Origin of the sequence: Gordonia phosphorivorans, from assembly GCF_042432625.1 — a bacterium.
GTDB lineage: Bacteria > Actinomycetota > Actinomycetes > Mycobacteriales > Mycobacteriaceae > Gordonia > Gordonia phosphorivorans.
On record NZ_JBHLWV010000020.1, the window covers coordinates 150,615 to 170,720 of the forward strand.

Genomic DNA, 20,106 nt, shown 5'->3' on the forward strand with positions numbered 1-20,106 from the left:
TGCCCATCATGGCATGAGACAATGGATGTCGTGACTAGCCTTCCCCTCGTGTTCAACGCCCCGACCCGGGGCAAGCCGCCCGTGCACTTCGCCGATCTCGATGAGGCCGGCCGCATCGCCGCGGTGGAGCAGCTGGGGTTGCCCAAGTTCCGGGCGAATCAGCTGGCCAAGCAGTATTACGCGCGGCTGAACGCCGACTCGGCGGAGATGACCGATCTGCCCGCCGCGATCCGCGAGGACGTGGGCACGGCGCTGTTTCCGACGCTGATGACCCCGGTGCGCCACGTCGCCACCGACTCCGGCACCACCCGTAAGACGCTGTGGCGCCTGCACGACGGCACGCTGCTCGAATCGGTCCTCATGCGCTACCCGGAGCGGAACACCCTGTGTATCTCCTCACAGGCCGGCTGCGGTATGGCGTGCCCGTTCTGCGCCACCGGCCAGGGCGGACTGGACCGCAACCTGTCGACTGCGGAGATCGTCGACCAGGTGCGGGCGGCGGCGCGCGCGCTGCGCGACGGCGACCTGGGCGAGCCCGGGCGGCTGTCGAACATCGTGTTCATGGGCATGGGGGAGCCGCTGGCCAACTACAAGCGGGTGGTCGACGCGGTCCGCAAGATCACCTCGCGGGAACCGAACGGCTTCGGCATCTCGGCGCGGTCGGTGACGGTCTCCACGGTGGGGCTGGCGCCGGCGATCCGGCGACTGGCCGACGAGGGCATCCCGGTGACGCTGGCGGTGTCGCTGCATACACCCGACGACGAGCTGCGCGACACTCTGGTGCCGGTGAACAACCGGTGGGCGGTCGCCGAGGTGCTCGAGGCGGCCCGCTACTACGCCGACACCACGGGTCGACGAGTCTCCATCGAATACGCACTCATCCGGGATGTGAACGACCAGCCCTGGCGCGCGGACCTGCTAGGTCAGAAGCTGCGCAAGGCGCTGGGGCAGATGGTGCATGTGAATCTGATTCCGCTGAATCCGACGCCGGGCTCGCAGTGGGATGCGAGCCCCAAAGACGTGGAGCGGGAGTTCGTGCGTCGCGTGCAGGAGCAGGGCGTCTCCTGCACCGTGCGTGATACGCGCGGGCAGGAGATCGCCGCAGCCTGCGGCCAGTTGGCGGCCGAAGAGAGCTAGGCGCGCTTCCAGGCGCCCTTGCGGGGGCGCATCTTGAAGGCGGCGTAGCCGATCAGGACGACGCCGATGATGATCAGCCAGACGTCCTCGACGTGGCCGACGTGGTTGCCCTTGAGCATGGCGAACATGATCAGACCGCTGATCAGGGCGGCGATCGCGTAGGCGCGGGGGGCGGTACCCGACCAGCCGAAACGAGCGGACGGGGCTTCGGGATTCTCCCGAACCCAGCCGGTATCGATGGTGTCGACCTCGGTGCTTGCCACAGGAACTCCTCGGTGTTCGGCAATTGCGGACATTTCGCTTAACAACAGGGCATAAGCATAACCCGACCGATGTGCGCCACAATGACGGGTGTGACGACGCGCGTGTTGATCTTGGGTTCGACCGGTTCCATCGGAACGCAGGCCATGGAGGTGATCGCCGAACACCCCGACCGTTTCGAGGTGGTGGGCCTGGGCGCCGGGGGCGGCAACCTGGATCTGCTGGCCCGACAGGCGGCGGTGGCCGGGCTGGTGCCCGATGCGGTCGCGGTGGCCGACGCCGACGCGGCCGGGGTGTTGTCGGACCGGCTGGGCGGCCGGGTCCTCGGCGGCGACGACGCCATGGTGCGGCTCATCGAGGACGTCGAGGCCGACGTCGTCCTCAACGGAGTCGTCGGATCGATCGGCCTGCGGCCGTCGTTGGCAGCCCTGCGCACCGGCGCACGACTGGCCCTGGCCAACAAGGAGTCCCTGGTGGCCGGCGGCGCGCTCGTGCTGGATGCGGCGGCCCCCGGCCAGATCGTGCCGGTGGACTCGGAGCATTCGGCGATCGCGCAGTGCCTGCGGGGCGGCACCGCAGCCGAAGTGGACCGGCTGGTGCTCACCGCCTCCGGCGGTCCGTTCCGCGGTTTCACCGCCGAGCAGGTGGCGACGGTGACGCCGGAGCAGGCCGGGCGCCACCCGACGTGGTCGATGGGCCCGATGATCACCCTGAACTCGGCGACCCTGGTGAACAAGGCGCTGGAGGTGATCGAGGCGCACCTGCTGTTCGGGGTGCCCTACGACCGCATCGACGTCACGGTGCACCCGCAGTCCATCGTGCATTCGATGGTGACCTTCGTCGACGGCGCGACCATCGCGAAGGCCTCGCCGCCGTCGATGAAACTGCCGATCGCGCTGGCGTTGGGCTGGCCCGACCGGGTGCCCGGCTCGTCGTCGGCGTGCGACTTCGGACAGGCCGCGCAGTGGACGTTCGAACCGGTCGACGAGGACGTCTTCCCGGCGATCCGGGTGGCTCGGCAGGCCGGGACCGCGGGCGGTTGTCTGACCGCGATCTACAACGCCGCCAATGAGGTGGCGGCGCAGGGATTCTTCGACGGACGGATCGCCTTCCCCGACATCGTGGCGATCATCGCCGAGGTGCTCGCGCAGGCCGATCAGTGGACGACGCCGCCAGGTACTGTGGAAGAGGTACTGGCCGCCGATCGGTGGGCCAGGGAGCGCGCCGGCGCTCTGATCGACCAACAGTGAGGCAGGACCGGAGAAGGTGAGTTTCGCACTCGGTGTGGCGCTGTTCGCGCTCGCCCTGCTGATCTCCATCGCATGGCACGAACTCGGACACATGTGGGCCGCCCAGGCGACCGGCATGAAGGTCCGGCGCTACTTCGTCGGTTTCGGGCCGACGCTGTGGTCCACGCGCCGCGGTGAGACCGAATACGGGCTCAAGGCCGTGCCGCTCGGCGGCTTCTGCGACATCGCCGGCATGACGCCCTACGACCAGCTCGCCGAGGAAGACCGCGAGCGCGCCATGTACAAGCAGGCCACCTGGAAACGGGTGCTGGTGCTGCTGGCCGGTCCGGCACAGAACTTCGTGTTCGCGTTCGCCCTGGTGGTGGTGCTCGGTCTGGGCTGGGGCCTGCCGGTACTCGGCGATGCGCCCGTGCACGCCACCAGCGTGGGCTGCGTGGCGCCGTCGACCCTGCCGGACGGCAAGCTCGTCGACTGCACCGGTCCGGCGCCGGCCGCGGCCGCCGGACTGCGGTCGGGGGATCGGATCCTGGCCGTCGACGGGCAGACGGTGAGCGGGTCCACCGACCTGATCACGCGGGTGCAGGAGTCGACGGACTCGGTGCGACTGACCATCGAACGCGACGGTGCCCGGCAGGATCTGACGGTGCCGGTCACGCAGGTCCAGCGGATGACCCGCAACCCGGACAAGACCCTGTCGCCGGTGACGGTGGGTGCGATCGGCGTCGGGCTGGAACAGACCACCGAGAACCACTACAACGCGTTGACGGTGTGGGGCGGTGCCGCCTCGTTCACCGGCGACATGTTCACCGAGACCTACAAGGCGCTGATCGCGCTGCCGTCCAAGATCGACGACCTGTGGACCGCGGTGACCGGCGGCGAGCGGGCCGTGGACACCCCGGTCAGCGTGTGGGGCGCCTCGGTGACCGGCGGCCAGGCCGTCGAACGCGGCTACTGGGACGTGTTCCTGCTGCTGCTGATCAGCGTCAACTTCTTCCTCGGCGCGTTCAACCTGGTGCCGCTGCTGCCGCTGGACGGCGGACACATCGCGATCGCGCTGTACGAGCGTCTCCGCGACGCCGTGCGCGGCTGGTTCGGCAAGGCCAAGGCCGGACCGGTGGACTACTACAAACTTCTGCCGCTGACCTATGCGGTAGTCGCGGTGATGGGTGCCTTCATGGTGTTGACCCTCACCGCCGACATCGTCAACCCGATACAGATCTTCTGATCGCAAGGAGCTGAACATGAGCGGACCGATCGGACTCGGACTGCCCACCCCGCCGCCGGTGCTGGCACCGCGGCGCAAGACCCGGCAGCTGTCGGTCGGCGGCGTCGGCGTCGGCAGTGACTCGCCGATCTCGGTGCAATCGATGTGCACCACGCCCACCCACGACGTGAACGCCACCCTGCAGCAGATCGCCGAGCTGACCGCGGCGGGCTGCGACATGGTGCGCGTGGCCTGTCCCCGGCAGGAGGATGCGGACGCGCTCGCCGAGATCGCCCGCAAGTCCAAGATCCCGGTGATCGCCGACATCCACTTCCAGCCCAAGTACATCTTCGCGGCGATCGACGCGGGCTGCGCCGCGGTGCGGGTGAACCCCGGCAACATCAAGGAGTTCGACGGCCGCGTCAAGGAAGTGGCCAAGGCGGCCGGCGCGGCCGGCATCCCCATCCGGATCGGCGTGAACGCCGGATCGCTGGATCCGCGCCTGATGGCCAAGTACGGCAAGGCGACGCCGGAGGCGCTCGTCGAGTCGGCGCTGTGGGAGGCGGGTCTGTTCGCCGAGCACGGCTACGAGGACCTGAAGATCTCGGTCAAGCACAACGACCCGGTGATCATGGTGGAGGCCTACCGCCAGTTGGCGGCGGCCTGCGACTACCCGCTGCACCTGGGCGTCACCGAGGCCGGACCGGCCTTCCAGGGCACCATCAAGTCGGCGGTGGCCTTCGGTGCGCTGCTGTCGGAGGGCATCGGAGACACCATCCGCGTGTCCCTGTCGGCCCCGCCGGTGGAGGAGATCAAGGTCGGCGACGCGATTCTGCAGTCGCTGAACCTGCGTCCGCGGAAGCTGGAGATCGTCTCGTGCCCGTCGTGCGGTCGCGCGCAGGTGGACGTGTACAAACTGGCCGACGAGGTGACCGCCGGCCTGGAGGGACTGGAAGTGCCGCTGCGCGTGGCGGTGATGGGGTGCGTGGTGAACGGCCCCGGCGAGGCGCGCGAAGCCGACCTCGGCGTGGCCTCCGGAAACGGCAAGGGACAGATCTTCGTCAAGGGCGAAGTGATCAAGACGGTGCCCGAAGCGCAGATCGTGGAGACCTTGATCGAAGAAGCGATGCGTATCGCCGCCGAATCGGGGGAGACTGGGGAGGGATCCCCGGTGGTGACGATCAGCTGACGCGCTCCGGGAGATTCGGTAGGCGCCGGTAGAGGAGAGGGTCGTGCTGGGACTGCTGCGTGATCGGCCGTTGGGATCGCGCGATGCGGCGGCCGTGAGCCGTGCGCTCGCCGCCGACCCGGTGAGTGCGGTCATGGTGGCCGCGCGGGTGGAGGCCTACGGCCTCTCGCCGCGATTCCTCGGCGGCGAGCTGTGGACCGCGTCCTGCCCGGAGGAGTCGTTGTGCTTCTCCGGCTCCAACCTGATTCCGCTGTCCGGCGGTTCGGCCGACCTCGATCACTTCGCCGAACGCGCGCTGTCGGGTGCGCGCCTGTGCACCTCGGTGGTCGGTCCCGATCATCTCGCGCTGCCGCTGTGGGAGCGCCTGGCCCCGCACTGGCCGATCCCGCGGGAGATCCGCGCCGTGCAGCCGCTGCTGGCCCTGGGGGGGTACCCGGTGGTGCCGGTGGACCGGCAGGTCCGGCTCGTCACCGCGGCCGAACTGGAGGTGTACTTCCCGGCGGCCGTGGAGATGTTCATCGGCGAGGTGGGGGTGGACCCGTGCGCCGGCGACGGCGGCCGGTCGTACCGTCGTCGGTTGGCCGCACTCATCGCGGCGCGCCGCGTCTTCGCCCGGTTCGACGGCCCGCGGGTGATCTACAAGGCCGAGATCGGTTCGCTGTCGCGCGGGGTGGGGCAGATCCAGGGCGTGTGGGTGGACCCGGAGTACCGGGGCCGCGGGCTCGGGGTGGCCGGCACCGCGGCGGTGGCCGCGGCGATCGCGCGGCAGGGCCGCACCGCGAGCCTGTACGTGAACGACTTCAACGTGGTGGCCCGCGAGGCCTACCGGCGGGTCGGCTTCCGGCAGGTCGGGACGTTCGCCACCGTCCTGATCGACTGACCGCGTCGGCCGCACCCTAAGATCGGCGACGATGGCTCTTCTCCTATTGCGCTCGGTGCGCCGAGTGCGCTCCGTGGCGGTCCTGCTGGTGCTGGCGCTGGCCGCCGCCCTGGTCGCCTGCACCACCGAGGACGACGGCCCGCGGCGCATCGCCCAGGACTTCCTGCGCGAGTTCTCCGCGCAGCAGTTCACGGCTGCGGCCGCCCGGACCACTGCACCGGGGCGGGCCGAACCGGTGCTGAGCGCCGCCTGGTCGGGTCTGGAGGCGCAGGGCATGAGCGCCCGCACCGGGCGCGTCCGGATGGACCAGGACATCGCCGAGGTGGACGTGACGTACACGTGGCGCTTGCCCGGGGACCGGGAGTGGACGTACCCGGCCACGATCACGATGGGCCGCAGCGACGCGGGCTGGGCGGTGCGCTGGGCCTCCACCGATGTGCATCCGGCGCTGGGCGCCGACCAGCGGCTGGCCCTGTCCACGTTCGCGCCGCCGCGGGCCGCGGTCAACGAGGCCGACGGCAGCGAGGTGATGGGCACCGGCACGGTGGTGGCGATCAGCTTCGACGCCGCGGCCGCCGCCGCGGAGGGCTCGGTGATCGACTCGGCGAACCGTCTGGTGACCGTGCTGGGGCCGTTGCTCGAGGGCCTCACCGTGCAGGGCCTGGCGGAGAGGGCCACCGCGAGCGCCGAGCCGCTGCCGCTCGGCACGATCTCCAGCGTCGACTTCGATCGGCTGCGGGATCAACTCGCCGTGCCCGGCGTCCGCACCCAGGAGCAGGCGGTCCTGGTGAATCGGGCGCCCGGATTCGCGACCGCGGTGCTCGATCAGGTGCGCACCCGCGTCGCCGACGGCATGGGCGGGGAATCCGGGTGGCGGATCTCGGTGCTCAACCCCAACGGCCTGGTGGCCGATGTCCTGGAGGATCATCCGGCGACCCCGGCCCCGGCGGTGGCGCTGACCCTGTCGCGGTCGGTGCAGGACGCCGCTCAGCGCGCGGTGAACGTGGTGGGTCGGCAGGCCATGATGGTGGTGATGCAGGCCTCCACCGGCAAGCTGTTGGCCATCGCGCAGAACCCGGCCGCCGACCGCGGCGGACTCCTGGCCACCATGGGTACGTATCCACCGGGTTCGACGTTCAAGATGGTCACCTCGGCGGCGGCGATGAGCGCGGGGATGGTGACCCCCGAGTCGATCGTGCCGTGCCCCGGCGAGATCCAGATCGGGCCGCGGCTGATTCCCAACTACAACGGCTTCTCCCTCGGCCCGGTCCCGCTGCAGCGGGCCTTCGCGAACTCGTGCAACACCAGTTTCGCCGACCTCGCCGCGCGCATGGGAGCCTCGGATCTGGCGCATGCGGCCGCGGCCATGGGCCTGGGCGCGCAGTACGAGATCGCCGGCATCGACTCGGCGGCGGGCTCGGTCCCCATCGAACCCGACCTGGTGCTGCGCGCCGAGGACGGCTTCGGGCAGGGCACCGTCTTGTCGACGCCGCTGGGCATGGCGATCGTCGCGGCGACGGCGGCCACCGGGCATGCACCGGTGCCGGTGCTGATCAACGGACGCGAGACCACGGTGGTGGGCCCGCGGCCGGAGCTGAAGCCGGACATCTACGCCGCCCTGCGGCCGATGATGCGGCAGGTGGTCACCGAAGGCACCGCGACCTCCATCGCGGGGATGGGCGCCGTCTACGGCAAGACCGGTGAGGCCGAGGTGGCCGGCGGATCGCACGCCTGGTTCGCCGGGTACCGCGGGGACCTCGCCTTCGCCACCCTCATCGTGCTGGGCGGCGACTCCACCAACGCCGTCAACGTGACACGCGACTTCCTGACGATGCTGCCTCCCGGTCGGTGACCGGTCGCCTCGTTTATTGTTGCGGCAACGACTCCGGCGGGCCGACCGCCGGTGCATACACGAGAGGACGACCCCAATGAGTGGACCGAATCCGTACGGGGGGCAGCAGCCCGAGGGCCAGCAGCCCGGAGAGCCGCAGCCCGGCTACGGTCAGCAGCAGCCCGGGGGACAGCAGCCCGGTTACGGCCAGCAGCCACAGCAGCCGCAGCAGCCGCCCGCGGGGTACGGCCAGCAGCCGCCGGCCGGGTACGGCCAGCAGCCGCCCCAGGGCTACGGCCAGCCGCCGGCCCCGGGTTACGGCGAACAGCCGCCCGCAGGCTACGGCCAGCAGCCGCCGGCCGGGTACGGTCAGCAGCCGCCCGCGGGCTACGGCCAGCAGCAGCCGCCGGCGTACGGCCAGCAGCCCATGCCGATGACCGCCTCGGGCGGCGCGAGCGGGTCGGGCATCCCCGGCCTCAGCTCGTCGGTGACCGCACCCGCCTACTGGGCGTCGGTGGCCTTCGGCCTCCTGGCGTTCATCGGTGCCTTCCTGACCTGGGCGTCGGTGACGGTCAGCGCCAACATGTTCGGCCAGTCCTCGAGCCAGACCGAGACGGTCAGCGGCTTGGACGCCGACGACGGCATCTTCACGCTGATCCTGGGCCTGCTGGCCGCGGGCCTGGCGCTGGCGGCGCTGTTCGCCGCGGCACAGCTGCCGATTCTGCGCCTGGCGGCGGCGGTCGCGTCGGTGGTGGCGGGTGTGATCATCACCGCGATCGCGCTGTGGGACATCATCGACATCGCCAACATCGCCGGTGACATCGAGGAAACGCTGCCCGGCATGGGGATGAACGTGGACGCGGGCTCCGGCTTCGGTCTGTGGCTGACCCTGCTGTGCGGTGTGGGCCTGCTGGCCGCGGGCGTCTACGCCCTGGTCATGGGTCGCAAGCCGGCCGCTTAGCGGGACCGATCCGGCGAGATGACGAGCTCGCCGGAATCGGGGTGGCGGGCCACCGTGACGGGGTGATCGTAGGTGGAGCTCAGCAGCTCCGGCGTCATCACCTCGTCCACGGTGCCCGCGGCCAGGATGCGGCCGCCCTTCATCACCGCGACGTGGTGGGCGTAGGCGGCGGCCAGCGACAGGTCGTGCACCACGAGAACCACCGTCGTGCCGGCGGCGGCACGGTCCCGGAGAATCCGCAGCACCTGCTCGGTGTGGCCGATGTCCAGCGCTGCGGTCGGCTCGTCGAGCAGCAGAATCGGGGTGTCCTGGGCCAAGGCCCGGGCCAACGACACGCGCGCCTGCTGTCCGCCGGACAGCTGGGGGAAGGGTCGGTCGACGAGGTCGCCGATCTCGCAGGCGGCGATCGCGGCGTCGATCAGTTCCTCGGAGTGCGCCGCCTCCGGGCTGCGCAGCCACGGATAGCGCCCGAGCTCCACCACCTCGCGGACGGTGAACGGCGTGTCGGTCCGATTGAGCTGGGTCACCAGCGCGCGGTGGCGCGCCAACTCCCGCGTGGGGAAGTCCGACAGGTCCCGCTCGTCCAGCAGGATGCGGCCGGACTTGGGGGCGCGCACCCCCGACAGAATCGACAGCAGCGTCGACTTGCCGCACCCGTTCGGCCCCACCAGCGCGGTGATCTGCGCCGGACGGGCGGTCAGGGTGACGCCGTGGAGCACGGGGCGCCCGCCGAGGTCGATGTGGATGTCGTGCGCGGTGAGCGCCAGTCCGTGAGCCGTCATGTCCCTCACCACCCCGTCTTCGCGGTGCGGCGCAGCAGGATGAAGAAGACCGGCCCGCCGATCAACGAGGTGAGCATGCCCAGGGGCAGTTCGCCGGCGGTCAGCGTGCGGGCGGCCAGGTCCGCGGCCGCGATGGCCAGTGCACCGCCGATCACCGAGGCGGGCAGCAGCACGCGGTGGCGCGGGCCCACCAGCAGTCGCATCACATGCGGCACGATCAAACCGACGAACATCACGATGCCGGTGAAGGCCACCGCGCCCGCGGTGAGGATCGCGACCAGCACGATCACCTGGCGCCGGACCAGTTCGACGTTGACCCCGAGGGCGGCGGCCTGCACGTCGCCCAGGGCCAGCAGGTCCAGCTTGTTGACCAGCACCAGGGACGCGGCGATGGCGGCGATCACCAGCGGCGCCACCACCTGAACGTGCGCCCAGGTGACGGCTCCGGCGAGCGAGCCGAGCTGCCAGAAGACGATCTGCTCGCGGGTCGCGGTGGACGCGATCGAGGTCAGGTAGGCGATGATGCCGAGCGCGAAGGCGTTCACGGCGATACCGGTGAGGACGATCATCACCGTCGAAGTGCCGCCGTCGCGCATGGAGAGCACGTACACCGCGAACGTGGTGAACAGACCGAACACGGCGGCCGAACCGGCCACCGCCCAGCCGTTGGCGTCGCTGCCGCCGAGCACGAACACCAGGCAGGCGCCCACGGCGGCACCGGACGAGACGCCGATGATGCCCGGTTCGGCCAGCGGATTGGCCAGCATGCCCTGCAGGAGGCAGCCACCGGCGCCGAGCGCCGCGCCCACCAGCACCCCCAGCACGATGCGCGGGAAGCGGGAGACCCAGAGGGCATCCTCGCCCTGCTGGGTGGGCAGCGGCCCGATGTCCAGGTGCCAGTGATGGGCGATGGAGCCGAGGACCTGGCCGGGGGAGATGTAGACCTGGCCGGTGCCCGCGGAGATCACCACCACCAGGATCAGCAGCAGCAGGGTGGCGGCCAGCACCCACGCCGCGCGACTCCAGCCGGTCGGTGCGCGCAGAATCGCCTGGCGGCGGGCGCGCTGACGGTTGCGGATCTCGCTGTCTGTCACTGGTAGATGGCCTTTCCGAGCGCCTCCAGAACCAGACCGGTGTCCGGTCCGAAGGCCAGCAGCTGGGTTTCGTCCATCGCGACGATCCGCTTCGCGCGGCCGGCGCGGGTGCCCGCGATGGCCGGGAGTCGGGCGACCTTGTCGAGCCCGCCCACGGTCTCCGCGCCCTGCGTCATCACCAGGATCACGTCGGGGTCGGCCCGCAGCAGCGACTCGGAACTGACGGTGGTGAAGGCGGCGGTCAGCCCGGCCGCGGTACCGGCGTCGGTGCCGCCCAGCGCTTCGATGAGGTTGTCGGCGCCGGAGTCGGGGCCGGCCAGCAGGATCAGGCGCTCCCCGCGGATGTAGAGGAAGGCGATCTTCGGGTCGCCGGTGGGATCGGGCAGGGCGCGGTGCGCGGCCTCGATCTGCGCCTGCGTGCGACGCACCAGCTTCTCGCCGGCGGCCTGCGCGCCGAGGGCCGCGGCCACGTCGCGAATCAGCGCGGGGGTGCCGGCGACGCTGCGCTCGTCGGTGAACGCGACCACCTGCACCTGGGTGGCCCGGAGCTGGTCCAGGGCGCCCTTGGGGTTGGCGTCCTTGCCGGCCAGGATGATGGTCGGCTTCTGTGCCAACACCCGCTCGACGTTGATCGCATGCCCGGGATCGGTCACCTCGGGCAGATCGCGGGCGGCGGGGAAGGTGGTGGAGCGGTCCCGCCCCACCACATGCGGGCCCAGGCCCAGCGCGTAGACGATCGCGCCGAGGGTGCCGTTGCGGTCCAGCGCGATGATGCGTTCGGCGCGCGGGGCGAACGCCGGATTCGCTTCCACTGGGACCGGATCGTCGCTGGGCAGGGTGACGATCTGCTCGCCGTCGCGCAGATGCGCGGCCGTGGGATCGACGGTGTCGGTGACGTTCAGCGGCGTCGTGCTGCAGCCCGCGACGATCGCGACCAGCACGGCGAGGAGGATTCCCAGCAGTGGGCGGCGAGCAGACGGCACGAGTGGATTCCTTCGGGCGCGGGCGAGAACTGGGCACAGCCGGCACAGCACGCTCCGGCGGTTTAGGACTACCTTACCTATCTCCCGTACCGACCCGTAGAATGGGTTCCCATGACCGTTCGTGCCCCTTTGCAGCCCGGAGTCGTCGCACCGACCCTGTCGGTGCCCGCCACCATCGCCCGTCCCGAGTACGCCTGGAAGGCGACCGTTCAGGAGGGGAACGAGCCGTGGGTGCAGACCCCGGAGACCATCGAAAAGGTCCGCGTAGCAGGGAAGATCGCCGCCAACGCGCTCGCCGAGGCCGGTCGTGCGGTGGCCCCCGGGGTGACCACCGACGCGCTCGACCGGATCGTGCACGACTACCTCATCGACCACGGCGCCTACCCGTCGACGCTGGGCTACAAGGGCTTCCCCAAATCGTGTTGCACATCACTGAACGAGGTGATCTGCCACGGCATCCCGGACTCCACGGTGATCGCCGACGGTGACATCGTCAACATCGACGTGACCGCCTACCTCGACGGCGCCCACGGCGACACCAACGCGACCTTCCTGGCCGGTGACGTCTCCGACGAGCACCGGCAGCTGGTGGAGCGCACGCGGATCGCCACCGAACGGGCGATCAAGGCGGTCCGCCCCGGCCGCGAACTCAACGTCGTTGGCCGCGTCATCGAGGCCTACGCGAACCGCTTCGGCTACCAGGTGGTCCGGGACTTCACCGGGCACGGGATCGGCGAGACCTTCCACAACGGCCTCATCGTGCTGCACTACGACCAGCCCGAGGTGGACACGATCCTCGAGCCGGGCATGGTCTTCACCATCGAGCCGATGATCAATCTGGGCGGCCTGGAGTGGGAGCAGTGGGACGACGACTGGACGGTGGTCACCCGCGACCGCAAGTGGACCGCGCAGTTCGAACACACCCTCGTGGTGACCGATACGGGCGCGGAGATCCTCACCCTCCCCGACGAGTGAGCGCGCACCGCGCATGAGGGCCGATGTCATCGTCATCGGCGCCGGTCAGGCGGGCTTGTCGGCGGGCTATCACCTCGCTCGACGCGGCTTCGTCGACGCCCGCACTGCGCGTGACGGGGACCGGACGTTCGTGATCTTCGACGCCGCGGCCGGGCCGGGCGGGGCCTGGCGGCATCGCTGGCCCAGCCTGTCGATGGCCACGGTCAACGGGATCTTCGATCTGCCGGACTTTCCGAAGCCGACCGTCGATCCGGCCGAAGCCAGCCGCGACGCGGTGCCGCGGTACTTCGCCGCGTTCGAAGACCGCGCCGGCCTGCCGATCCAGCGGCCGGTCACCGTGACGTCGGTGACCCGCGCCGACGACGATCCGGGCGGGGACCTGGTGGTGGCGACCTCGGCCGGCCCCTGGCGGGCCCGCGCGATCGTCAACGCCACCGGCACCTTCAACAACCCGGTGCTGCCCGAGTACCCCGGGCACACCCTCTTCACCGGCCGCCAGCTGCATTCGCGCGACTACCTCGGCGCCGACGAGTTCACCGGTCAGCGGGTGGGCGTGGTGGGCGGCGGGATCTCGGCGCTGCAGCAGTTGGCGGAGATCTCCGGCGTGGCGACGGTGCACTGGTACACCCGGCGCGAGCCGGTCTTCCACGACGGCGACTTCCGGCCCGAGATCGAGGGGCGCGAGACCATCGCGAAGGTGACCGCCGACGTGGAAGCGGGCCGGCCCGTCTCCAGCGTCGTGTCGTACACGGGACTGCTGTGGACGCCCTATGCGCGGCGGGCCGCCGCCCGCGGCGCCCTGGACCGTCGGCCGATGTTCACCGCGCTGGAACCGGGCGGCGTCCGGGAGGCCGACGGCTCCTTCACCGCGCTGGACACGCTGCTGTGGGCCACCGGCTATCGGGCCGACCTGGCGCACCTGGCTCCGCTGGGGCTGCGCAACGAGCTCGGCGGCATCGCCGTCGACGGGACTCGGGTGCGCGACGAGCCGCGGGTGCATCTGATCGGTTTCGGCCCGTCGGCCTCGACGGTGGGCGCCAACCGCGCCGGCCGTCGGGCCGCCCGCGACCTGGTCCGGTGGCTGGGCTAGGACACCGGCTGGGCTAGGACAGCGCGTCGCCCACGCACAGCGTGGAGACCGCGGTACTGGTGCGGCCGGTGGCCTGCTCGGACTTGTGGACCGCCGACTGGGATGCCTCGGCCCGGGAGGCGCCGGCGGCGGCGTAGTAGCCGTAGTCGCCCGCCCCGGCACCGGTGGCGTGCGCGACGGCGGCGCAGCCGGTGGTGAACGTCACGTGGCCCCAGTCGTCGTCGTACCCGTGCGTGGCCGCCTCCGCGAGCAGCGTCGCACTGCTGTCGTAGTTCTTGAACCGGACCACCCGGCCCTGCGGGCTCACCACGATGCCCCAGACCTGTGCGGGCGCCGGGGAACTGGTGGGGGCCGCGGTCACCACACTGGTCGGCGAGGTCGCCGCCGAGCCGGTGTCCTCGCCCCCGGTGGCCAGCACGATCGCGGCGATGATGACGGCGAGACCCAGCAGAATGGTGATCACCGACACGGTCACCGTGGTGCCGGACGGCCGGGACGCCGAGCGGGGCGCGGACGGTGTCGGCGGTGGAGGTGGTGGCGGCGACGGTGCGGCCGGGTGCGGGCCGGTGAGGCCCGGGACCGGTCCGACCAGGGTGGGCTGCCGGGTGTCCGGGCGCGACCCGGCCAGTGCGGCGGCGAAGTCCCCGCAGGTCCGATAGCGCTGGGCCGGGTCCTTGGCGAGGGCGCGTGCGAACACCGCGTCCAGACCGCCGAGGGCGGGCGAGGCGGCGCTGATCGGGGGCGGGGACTGCGAGAGTTGCGCGTTCAGCAGGGCGGGCGTGGGCAGACCGGCGAACGGCGGACGCCCGGTGAGCAGCTCGTAGGCGGTGCAGGCCAACGAGTACTGATCGCCGGCCGGGCTGTCGCGTCGACCGCTGATGTTCTCCGGTGCGGCATAGGACAGGGTGCCGACGAAGGTGTTCGCGGCGGTCAGCGAGCTGGCGCCGGCCAAGCGGGCGATGCCGAAGTCGAGGACGGTGACGCGCTCGATCGTGCCGTCGGTGCCCCGCGCCACCATCAGGTTGGCGGGTTTGACGTCCCGGTGCACCACGCCGCGGCCGTGGGCGTAGTCGAGTGCCGCACCGGCCCGGCCGACGATCTCGGCGACCTGATCCACCGGCAGCCGGTCCGCGCTCGCCAGGTCTTCGCCGGCGAGGTACTGCATGGTGAACCACGGCAGATCGTCGGTGATGCCGTGGTGGTAGACGGTGACGATGCCCGGATGGTCCAGGGAGGCCACCGTGCGGGCCTCGGCGGCGAAACGCGCGGCGAAATCGCCGTCCGCGTCGACGGTGAGCACCTTGAGGGCCTCGCGCCGATTCAGGTGCGGATTGGTCACCAGGAACACGCTGCCCATGCCGCCCCGGCCCAGGAGCGAGTGCACCTCGTAGCCGGCGAACACGCCGCCGGGCACCGGTACGTTCATGGGGTTTCCTCCTGGTTCGGCACGAACGGAGCTGATGATATCGGTGAGCACCTAAGCTGGCTGACGTGGAATCGGAACATCTGAAGGTAGAGCACGACGGACTGGTCTTCGACGTGCACCGCAGCGGACCCGCCCGTGGGCCCTGGGTGGTGCTGCTCCACGGATTCCCGGTGAACTCGCAGTGCTACGACGCGGTGCTGCCGCGGGTGCACGACGCCGGGCTGCGGACGCTGACGATCGATCAGCGCGGCTACAGCCCCGGCGCCCGGCCGGAAGCCGTCGAGGACTACCGCCTGGATCGACTCGTCGACGACGTCCTCGGGGTGCTCGGACACCTGAACATCGCCTACTCGATGCTGGTGGGGCACGACTGGGGTGGCATCGTCGCCTGGCATCTGGCGGCCAAACATCCCGAGCACTTCACCGGCCTGGTGGCCATCAGCACCGGTCATCCGTCGGCGATGGCGATGGCGCTGGCCGAGGGCGACGACCAGCGTGCGCGGTCGTCGTACATCAAGAACTTCGTCGCCGACGGCGCCGAAGCGGTGCTCTCCGCGCGCAACGGCGTGATGCTGCGCCGGGCCGGGGTGCAGGCCGACGAGCTGGCCCCGGTGCTGGCGCCGGACGGCCTGCGCGGCCCGCTCAACTGGTACCGCGCGAACTTCACCGGGGACATCGCCGAGACCCTGGCGTGCCCGCCGGTGGAGATTCCCACCACCATGCTGTGGAGCGACGGCGATGCCGCGCTGGGGCGCGCACAGGCCGAGTTCAGCGGCCGGTTCGTGTACTCGGACTTCCGGTTCTCGGTGGTCAACGACGTCGACCACTGGGTGCCGCAGCGCGCTCCGGAGGCCGTGGCCAGCGAAATCGCGCTGCGGTCCGCCCAGTTCTAGGCGGTCAGTCCAGTTCGAGGCCGAGCAGGGCGTTCTCCAGGACCTCCGGCAGCGCCGGGTGGATCCAGTACTGGCCGCGCGCCATGTCCAGCGCGCCCAGCCCGAACGACATCGCCTGGATGGCAGGCTGAATGATCGAGGACGCCTGCGCGCCCATGATGTGCACGCCCAGCAGCAGACCGGTGCGGCGATCGGCGATCACCTTGCAGAAGCCGTCGGAGTCCTCCATCGCCCAGCCGTAGGCCACGTCGCCGTAGGCCTGCACCTTCACCGTGACGTCGTAGCCTGCGGCGACCGCCTGCTCTTGCGTGAGGCCGACGGTGGCCACCTGCGGGCGGGTGAAGACCGCCGCGGGCACGTACTGGTGCGCGAAGCGGTCCAGGTCGTCGCTGTCCCAGCCCTTGAGCAGGTTCGCCTGCACCACCCGCTGCTCCTGGTTGGCCACGTGCTTGAGCTGGTAGGGGGAGGAGACGTCGCCCAGCGCCCAGACGCCGCGCGCGGCGGTGCGCCCGTGCTCGTCGGTCGGTACCCGACCGTCGTCGGTCAGGTCCACCCCGATGGTCTCCAGGGCCAGCCGGTCGCCGTTGGGGGTGCGACCGGTGGCCACCAGCAGCACGTCGACGTCCAGGTGGCTGCCGTCCCGGCAGGTGAGGCGGACGCCGCCGCCGGGCAGCGTCTGGGCGGCGGCGATGTCGGTGTTGAGCCGGACGTCCCACTGCGCGCGCACCACCTCGGTGAACCGCGTGCTCAGTTCGGTGTCCAGCTTGCGCAGCAGCGACGGCCCGCGCGCGATGATCGACACCTGCGTGCCGAGACCGGCGAAGACGTGGGCGAACTCGCTGGCGATGTACCCGCTGCCGAGTATCGCCATGGTGCCGGGCAGCTCCGGCAGCCGCATCACGTCGTCGTTGGTGTAGTACCGCACCCCGGACTCGGCGATCACGTCCGGGATCTGCGGGCGGGCGCCGGCGGCGATCACCACCTCGGTGGCCAACACCGTCTCGCCGTTCGCGGTGACCAGACGGTACCGGTCGCTCTCGGCGTCGCGGCCGTCGAAGACCACGTGCGAGGAGTACACGGTGATGTTGTCGCAGTCCTGCTCGCGGTAGCGCTTGCCGCCCACCGAGATCGGATCGATGCGGTCGAAGACGCGGCTGACCAGTTCCGGCCAGCGGACCGCGGCCGGGGCGGCGTCGAGGTTGTAGGTGCCTGCGGCAGCGATCGTCTCGGCCACGTCGGCCGCGTAGACGAACATCTTGGTCGGGATGCAGCCGACGTTCAGGCAGGTGCCGCCGTAGATGCTCTCCTCGAAGATCGCGATGGAGGTCTGTGCGAACCGGTCGTCGGGCAGCGAATTGCCGCTGCCGGATCCGATGATGGCCAGATCCACCAGCTGCGGGGCGCTCATCGGCCGGCCTTCTCGTCGGTGCGCACATCGATCTCGGCGGACAGCCAGTCGCCGACGGCGGCGTAGGCGCGTTCGCGCGGGCCCTCCTGCGACAGGAAGACGTCGTGGCGCGCATCGTCGACGGCCACCGACAGCACGCGGCGGCCGAGGAACGGCGACCAGCGGGCGATGTGGTTGACGTCGAGCACGCAATCGGCGGTGTCGACGGCCACGTCGTAGGTGGAGCGGAAGCGCGACTTGTCCGAGCGCAACGACAGCACCGGAACGCCGACGTCGATGCCGCCGTGCACCTTCAGCTGGGCTTGGCGGACGGCGCTGAGCCAACCGAAACGGGGACCGAAGCCGCCGAGGGGCTTGCGTTCGAGGTCGTAGGACCATTCGCCGTGCACCGATTCGTGCAGGCTCTCACCGTACGCGGCCGACAGCTCGCGGGGCACCGGGGTCTTGCCGCGGAGCGCGCCCACCGTGGACAGGATGCGGGCGGCGGCCCGTGTCCGCAGTGCCGCCTCGCCCTGCAGATCCAGCCACGGGCTGTTCAGCAGGAGGCCGCGCACGTGGCGGTGGCGCTTCGGATCGGTCCGGCGCAGCCGGTCCAGCCACAACGGCGTCACCAGGCCGCCGGTGGAATGACCCACCACGACGACGCGCTCGGCGCTGCCGGCCTCGGCCAACTCCTCGGTGAGGATGTCCAGCGCGGCGTTGAGCTCTTCGTCGTAGAGCGCCAGGTCGGACACGTAGTGCGGGGTGTGGTGGGCGGTCAGCGAGCGTCCGCACTTGCGCAGATCCAGGGCGTAGAAGGCGTAGCCGCGGTCGGCGAAGAAGCGGTCGAGCTCCTCCTGGAAGAAGTAGTCGGTGAACCCGTGCACGTACAGGACCGCGCCGTTGGGCGCCGGCCGGGAGCCGGGCCGACGGATCAGCGTCGCGCTGATCGGGTCTTCGCCGTCGGGGTCGGGCCCCAGCGGTAGGGTCAGGATCTCGTAGTGATCGAGGAAGTGGTCGGGGCGCCAGTTATGTGCGGGCCGCGCACTGGGGGAATCGGTAACGCTCACGGCCTCCAGCCTAGAAGGTCCGCCGCGCGGAGCGCCGTTCAGCGTGTCGTGCATCCCACATTTGGCCCACCGATTCGAGTGGGGCGACCACGATGGTGGAGAATATCTGACCAGGCGAACCCGGACGAAGCGGTCGGGCGGTGGAGGAAGAGAGCATTTCGTGGCGCAGAAGGTCATCAGGACAGACGTAGCGCTGGTCGGAGCGGGCATCATGAGCGCGACGCTGGGCGCCCTGCTGCGGCAGTTGGAGCCGAGCTGGTCGATCAGTCTCTTCGAACGCCTCGACGCGGCCGCCGCCGAGAGCAGCGATCCGTGGAACAACGCCGGCACCGGCCACTCGGCGCTGTGCGAGCTGAACTACACGCCGATGGCCGCCGACGGCACCATCGACATCAGCAAGGCGCTCAACATCAATGAGCAGTTCCAGCAGTCGCGCCAGTTCTGGGCGCACGGCGTGGACAACGGCATCCTCGGTGCGCCCGACGAGTTCATCAACCCCATCCCGCACGTGGCCTTCGCACACGGCGAGGGCGGCGTGGACTACCTGGCCAAGCGCCACGCCGCGCTGGCCGAGAACACCCTGTTCGAGGCGATGGAGTACATCGCCGACGAGGAGACCTTCGCCGACCGCCTGCCGCTGATGGCCAAGGGCCGTGACTACGCCGACCCGGTGGCGCTCAACTGGTACACCGAGGGCACCGACGTCGACTTCGGCGCGCTCACCCAGCAGCTGCTCAACTACGTGGGCCGCGACGCCTCGCTGTACTTCGGGCACGAGGTGCGCAACCTGAGCAAGCAGAGCGACGGCAGCTGGGTGATCAAGGTGCGCAACACCCGCAGCGGCGAGACCCTTCGCGTCGAAGCCAGGTTCGTCTTCGTCGGCGCCGGTGGCGGTGCCCTGCACCTGCTGCAGAAGTCGGGTATCCCCGAGGCCAAGGGCTTCGGCGGTTTCCCGGTCAGCGGTGAGTTCTTCCGCTGCACCAATCCCGACCTGATCGCCGAGCACTCGGCCAAGGTCTACGGCCAGGCCGCCGTCGGCGCGCCGCCCATGTCGGTGCCGCACCTGGACACCCGCGTCATCAACCACGAGAAGGGCCTGCTGTTCGGCCCGTACGCCGGCTGGTCGCCCAAGTTCCTCAAGACCGGCGGGGTGATGGACCTGCCCAAGTCGGTGAAGCCGGGCAACCTGCTCCCGATGATGTCCATCGCGCCGAAGGAGTTCGGCCTGCTCAAGTACCTGATCGGTGAGCTGGCCGCAGGCCCGGCCGACCGCGTCAAGACGCTGCAGGAGTTCGTCCCGGAGGCCACCGGCGGCGACTGGGAGATGATCACCGCCGGCCAGCGCGTGCAGGTGATCCGCGGGCAGGGTGCCAGCGGCAACCTCGAGTTCGGTACCGCCGTGGTCGCGGCGGGCGACGGCACCATCGCCGGTCTGCTCGGCGCCTCCCCGGGCGCCTCGACCGCGGTGCCCGCCATGATCTCGGTGCTGCAGCAGTGCTTCGGCGACCGGTTCGACGGCTGGCAGGGCACGCTCACCGAGATGATCCCGTCCTACGGCCAGAAGCTCAACGACAATCCGGCGCTGTTCCGTCAGCTCTGGGATTGGACCAACCGCAGCCTGGAACTGACCGGGCGCGGCGGTCGTCACGCCGCTCCGGAGCAGACCGCCTAACCGGCGGGCGGGCAGGCGCGC

Annotated in this window: 18 protein-coding genes; 11 read left to right on the forward strand and 7 right to left on the reverse strand. The window is 70.6% G+C overall.

Translation table 11 applies throughout. The features are described from left to right. Positions 1-30 precede the first annotated feature (30 nt). Positions 31-1,137 carry a dual-specificity RNA methyltransferase RlmN gene (rlmN, locus tag ACFFJD_RS09920; RefSeq protein WP_382363625.1) on the forward strand — a complete coding sequence of 369 codons (1,107 nt, stop codon included), beginning with the start codon at positions 31-33 and terminating at the stop codon, positions 1,135-1,137. On the opposite strand, the gene ACFFJD_RS09925 is transcribed toward rlmN, so the two are convergent. Beyond that, a complete protein-coding gene (locus tag ACFFJD_RS09925; protein ID WP_382363626.1) occupies positions 1,134-1,400 on the reverse strand; it encodes a DUF2631 domain-containing protein in 267 nt (88 codons plus the stop codon). The two genes, rlmN and ACFFJD_RS09925, sit on opposite strands and share 4 nt — an antisense overlap. 81 nt (positions 1,401-1,481) lie before the next feature. On the opposite strand from ACFFJD_RS09925, the gene dxr reads away from it, so the two are divergent. From dxr to ACFFJD_RS09955, 6 genes are all read left to right on the forward strand, one after another. Then, positions 1,482-2,648, forward strand: coding sequence for a 1-deoxy-D-xylulose-5-phosphate reductoisomerase (gene dxr / locus ACFFJD_RS09930; protein WP_382363628.1), 1,167 nt, complete (start codon positions 1,482-1,484; stop codon positions 2,646-2,648). A gap of 16 nt (positions 2,649-2,664) precedes the next feature. Next, positions 2,665-3,873, forward strand: a complete 1,209-nt coding sequence (locus ACFFJD_RS09935; protein ID WP_382363630.1) for a M50 family metallopeptidase — start codon at positions 2,665-2,667, stop codon at positions 3,871-3,873. Between the two features lie 16 nt (positions 3,874-3,889). Further along, positions 3,890-5,041, forward strand: coding sequence for a flavodoxin-dependent (E)-4-hydroxy-3-methylbut-2-enyl-diphosphate synthase (gene ispG, locus ACFFJD_RS09940; RefSeq protein ID WP_382363632.1), 1,152 nt, complete (start codon positions 3,890-3,892; stop codon positions 5,039-5,041). A gap of 43 nt (positions 5,042-5,084) precedes the next feature. Next, positions 5,085-5,921: a GNAT family N-acetyltransferase gene (locus ACFFJD_RS09945; protein WP_382363634.1), complete on the forward strand. Its 837-nt coding sequence runs from the start codon at positions 5,085-5,087 to the stop codon at positions 5,919-5,921. Between the two features lie 31 nt (positions 5,922-5,952). Beyond that, positions 5,953-7,773 carry a penicillin-binding transpeptidase domain-containing protein gene (locus ACFFJD_RS09950; RefSeq protein ID WP_382363636.1) on the forward strand — a complete coding sequence of 607 codons (1,821 nt, stop codon included), beginning with the start codon at positions 5,953-5,955 and terminating at the stop codon, positions 7,771-7,773. Positions 7,774-7,849: 76 nt separating this feature from the next. Then, positions 7,850-8,713 carry a hypothetical protein gene (locus ACFFJD_RS09955; RefSeq protein ID WP_382363638.1) on the forward strand — a complete coding sequence of 288 codons (864 nt, stop codon included), beginning with the start codon at positions 7,850-7,852 and terminating at the stop codon, positions 8,711-8,713. Here ACFFJD_RS09955 and ACFFJD_RS09960 read toward each other — a convergent pair. The 3 genes from ACFFJD_RS09960 to ACFFJD_RS09970 are packed head-to-tail and all read right to left on the reverse strand — an operon-like array spanning position 8,710 to position 11,572. Further along, positions 8,710-9,495 carry a heme ABC transporter ATP-binding protein gene (locus tag ACFFJD_RS09960; RefSeq protein WP_382363640.1) on the reverse strand — a complete coding sequence of 262 codons (786 nt, stop codon included), beginning with the start codon at positions 9,493-9,495 and terminating at the stop codon, positions 8,710-8,712. The genes ACFFJD_RS09955 and ACFFJD_RS09960 overlap by 4 nt on opposite strands. Before the next feature lie 5 nt (positions 9,496-9,500). After that, positions 9,501-10,541: a FecCD family ABC transporter permease gene (locus ACFFJD_RS09965; RefSeq protein WP_382364454.1), complete on the reverse strand. Its 1,041-nt coding sequence runs from the start codon at positions 10,539-10,541 to the stop codon at positions 9,501-9,503. Positions 10,542-10,585: 44 nt separating this feature from the next. Continuing rightward, positions 10,586-11,572 (reverse strand): ABC transporter substrate-binding protein, encoded by a 987-nt coding sequence (locus tag ACFFJD_RS09970; RefSeq protein WP_382363642.1) that lies wholly within the window; start codon positions 11,570-11,572, stop codon positions 10,586-10,588. A 111-nt stretch (positions 11,573-11,683) separates the two neighbouring features. On the opposite strand from ACFFJD_RS09970, the gene map reads away from it, so the two are divergent. Together map and ACFFJD_RS09980 are read left to right on the forward strand one after the other, a co-directional pair. Beyond that, a complete protein-coding gene (gene map, locus ACFFJD_RS09975; RefSeq protein ID WP_382363644.1) occupies positions 11,684-12,547 on the forward strand; it encodes a type I methionyl aminopeptidase in 864 nt (287 codons plus the stop codon). 13 nt (positions 12,548-12,560) lie between these two features. Then, positions 12,561-13,637, forward strand: coding sequence for a flavin-containing monooxygenase (locus ACFFJD_RS09980; protein WP_382363646.1), 1,077 nt, complete (start codon positions 12,561-12,563; stop codon positions 13,635-13,637). A gap of 13 nt (positions 13,638-13,650) precedes the next feature. On the opposite strand, the gene ACFFJD_RS09985 is transcribed toward ACFFJD_RS09980, so the two are convergent. After that, positions 13,651-15,063: a serine/threonine-protein kinase gene (locus ACFFJD_RS09985; RefSeq protein ID WP_382363648.1), complete on the reverse strand. Its 1,413-nt coding sequence runs from the start codon at positions 15,061-15,063 to the stop codon at positions 13,651-13,653. Positions 15,064-15,128: 65 nt separating this feature from the next. On the opposite strand from ACFFJD_RS09985, the gene ACFFJD_RS09990 reads away from it, so the two are divergent. Further along, complete coding sequence (locus ACFFJD_RS09990; protein WP_382363650.1) at positions 15,129-15,956, forward strand: alpha/beta fold hydrolase; 828 nt, start codon at positions 15,129-15,131, stop codon at positions 15,954-15,956. Positions 15,957-15,960: 4 nt separating this feature from the next. Here ACFFJD_RS09990 and ACFFJD_RS09995 read toward each other — a convergent pair whose 3' ends face one another. Together ACFFJD_RS09995 and ACFFJD_RS10000 are read right to left on the reverse strand one after the other, a co-directional pair. After that, positions 15,961-17,364 carry a mycothione reductase gene (locus ACFFJD_RS09995; RefSeq protein WP_382363652.1) on the reverse strand — a complete coding sequence of 468 codons (1,404 nt, stop codon included), beginning with the start codon at positions 17,362-17,364 and terminating at the stop codon, positions 15,961-15,963. Continuing rightward, the gene (locus ACFFJD_RS10000; RefSeq protein ID WP_382363654.1) at positions 17,361-18,413 is read right to left on the reverse strand and encodes an alpha/beta hydrolase; all 1,053 of its coding nucleotides are present in this window, start codon (positions 18,411-18,413) and stop codon (positions 17,361-17,363) included. The genes ACFFJD_RS09995 and ACFFJD_RS10000 overlap by 4 nt, the downstream gene beginning before the upstream one ends. A gap of 160 nt (positions 18,414-18,573) precedes the next feature. Here ACFFJD_RS10000 and mqo point away from each other — a divergent pair, with 160 nt between their 5' ends. Beyond that, complete coding sequence (gene mqo / locus ACFFJD_RS10005; RefSeq protein WP_382363656.1) at positions 18,574-20,085, forward strand: malate dehydrogenase (quinone); 1,512 nt, start codon at positions 18,574-18,576, stop codon at positions 20,083-20,085. The last annotated feature ends 21 nt before the right edge of the window (positions 20,086-20,106 follow it).

Bases quoted from the DNA above. Each gene is read 5' to 3' on its own strand.
- ACFFJD_RS09960 (WP_382363640.1), bottom strand. From the start codon at position 9,495: ATGACGGCTCACGGACTGGCGCTCACCGCGCACGACATCCACATCGAC.
- map (WP_382363644.1), top strand. From the start codon at position 11,684: ATGACCGTTCGTGCCCCTTTGCAGCCCGGAGTCGTCGCACCGACCCTG.
- ACFFJD_RS09955 (WP_382363638.1), top strand. From the start codon at position 7,850: ATGAGTGGACCGAATCCGTACGGGGGGCAGCAGCCCGAGGGCCAGCAG.
- ACFFJD_RS09985 (WP_382363648.1), bottom strand. From the start codon at position 15,063: ATGAACGTACCGGTGCCCGGCGGCGTGTTCGCCGGCTACGAGGTGCAC.
- ACFFJD_RS09950 (WP_382363636.1), top strand. From the start codon at position 5,953: ATGGCTCTTCTCCTATTGCGCTCGGTGCGCCGAGTGCGCTCCGTGGCG.
- ACFFJD_RS09995 (WP_382363652.1), bottom strand. From the start codon at position 17,364: ATGAGCGCCCCGCAGCTGGTGGATCTGGCCATCATCGGATCCGGCAGC.
- dxr (WP_382363628.1), top strand. From the start codon at position 1,482: ATGACGGGTGTGACGACGCGCGTGTTGATCTTGGGTTCGACCGGTTCC.
- ispG (WP_382363632.1), top strand. From the start codon at position 3,890: ATGAGCGGACCGATCGGACTCGGACTGCCCACCCCGCCGCCGGTGCTG.
- ACFFJD_RS09980 (WP_382363646.1), top strand. From the start codon at position 12,561: ATGAGGGCCGATGTCATCGTCATCGGCGCCGGTCAGGCGGGCTTGTCG.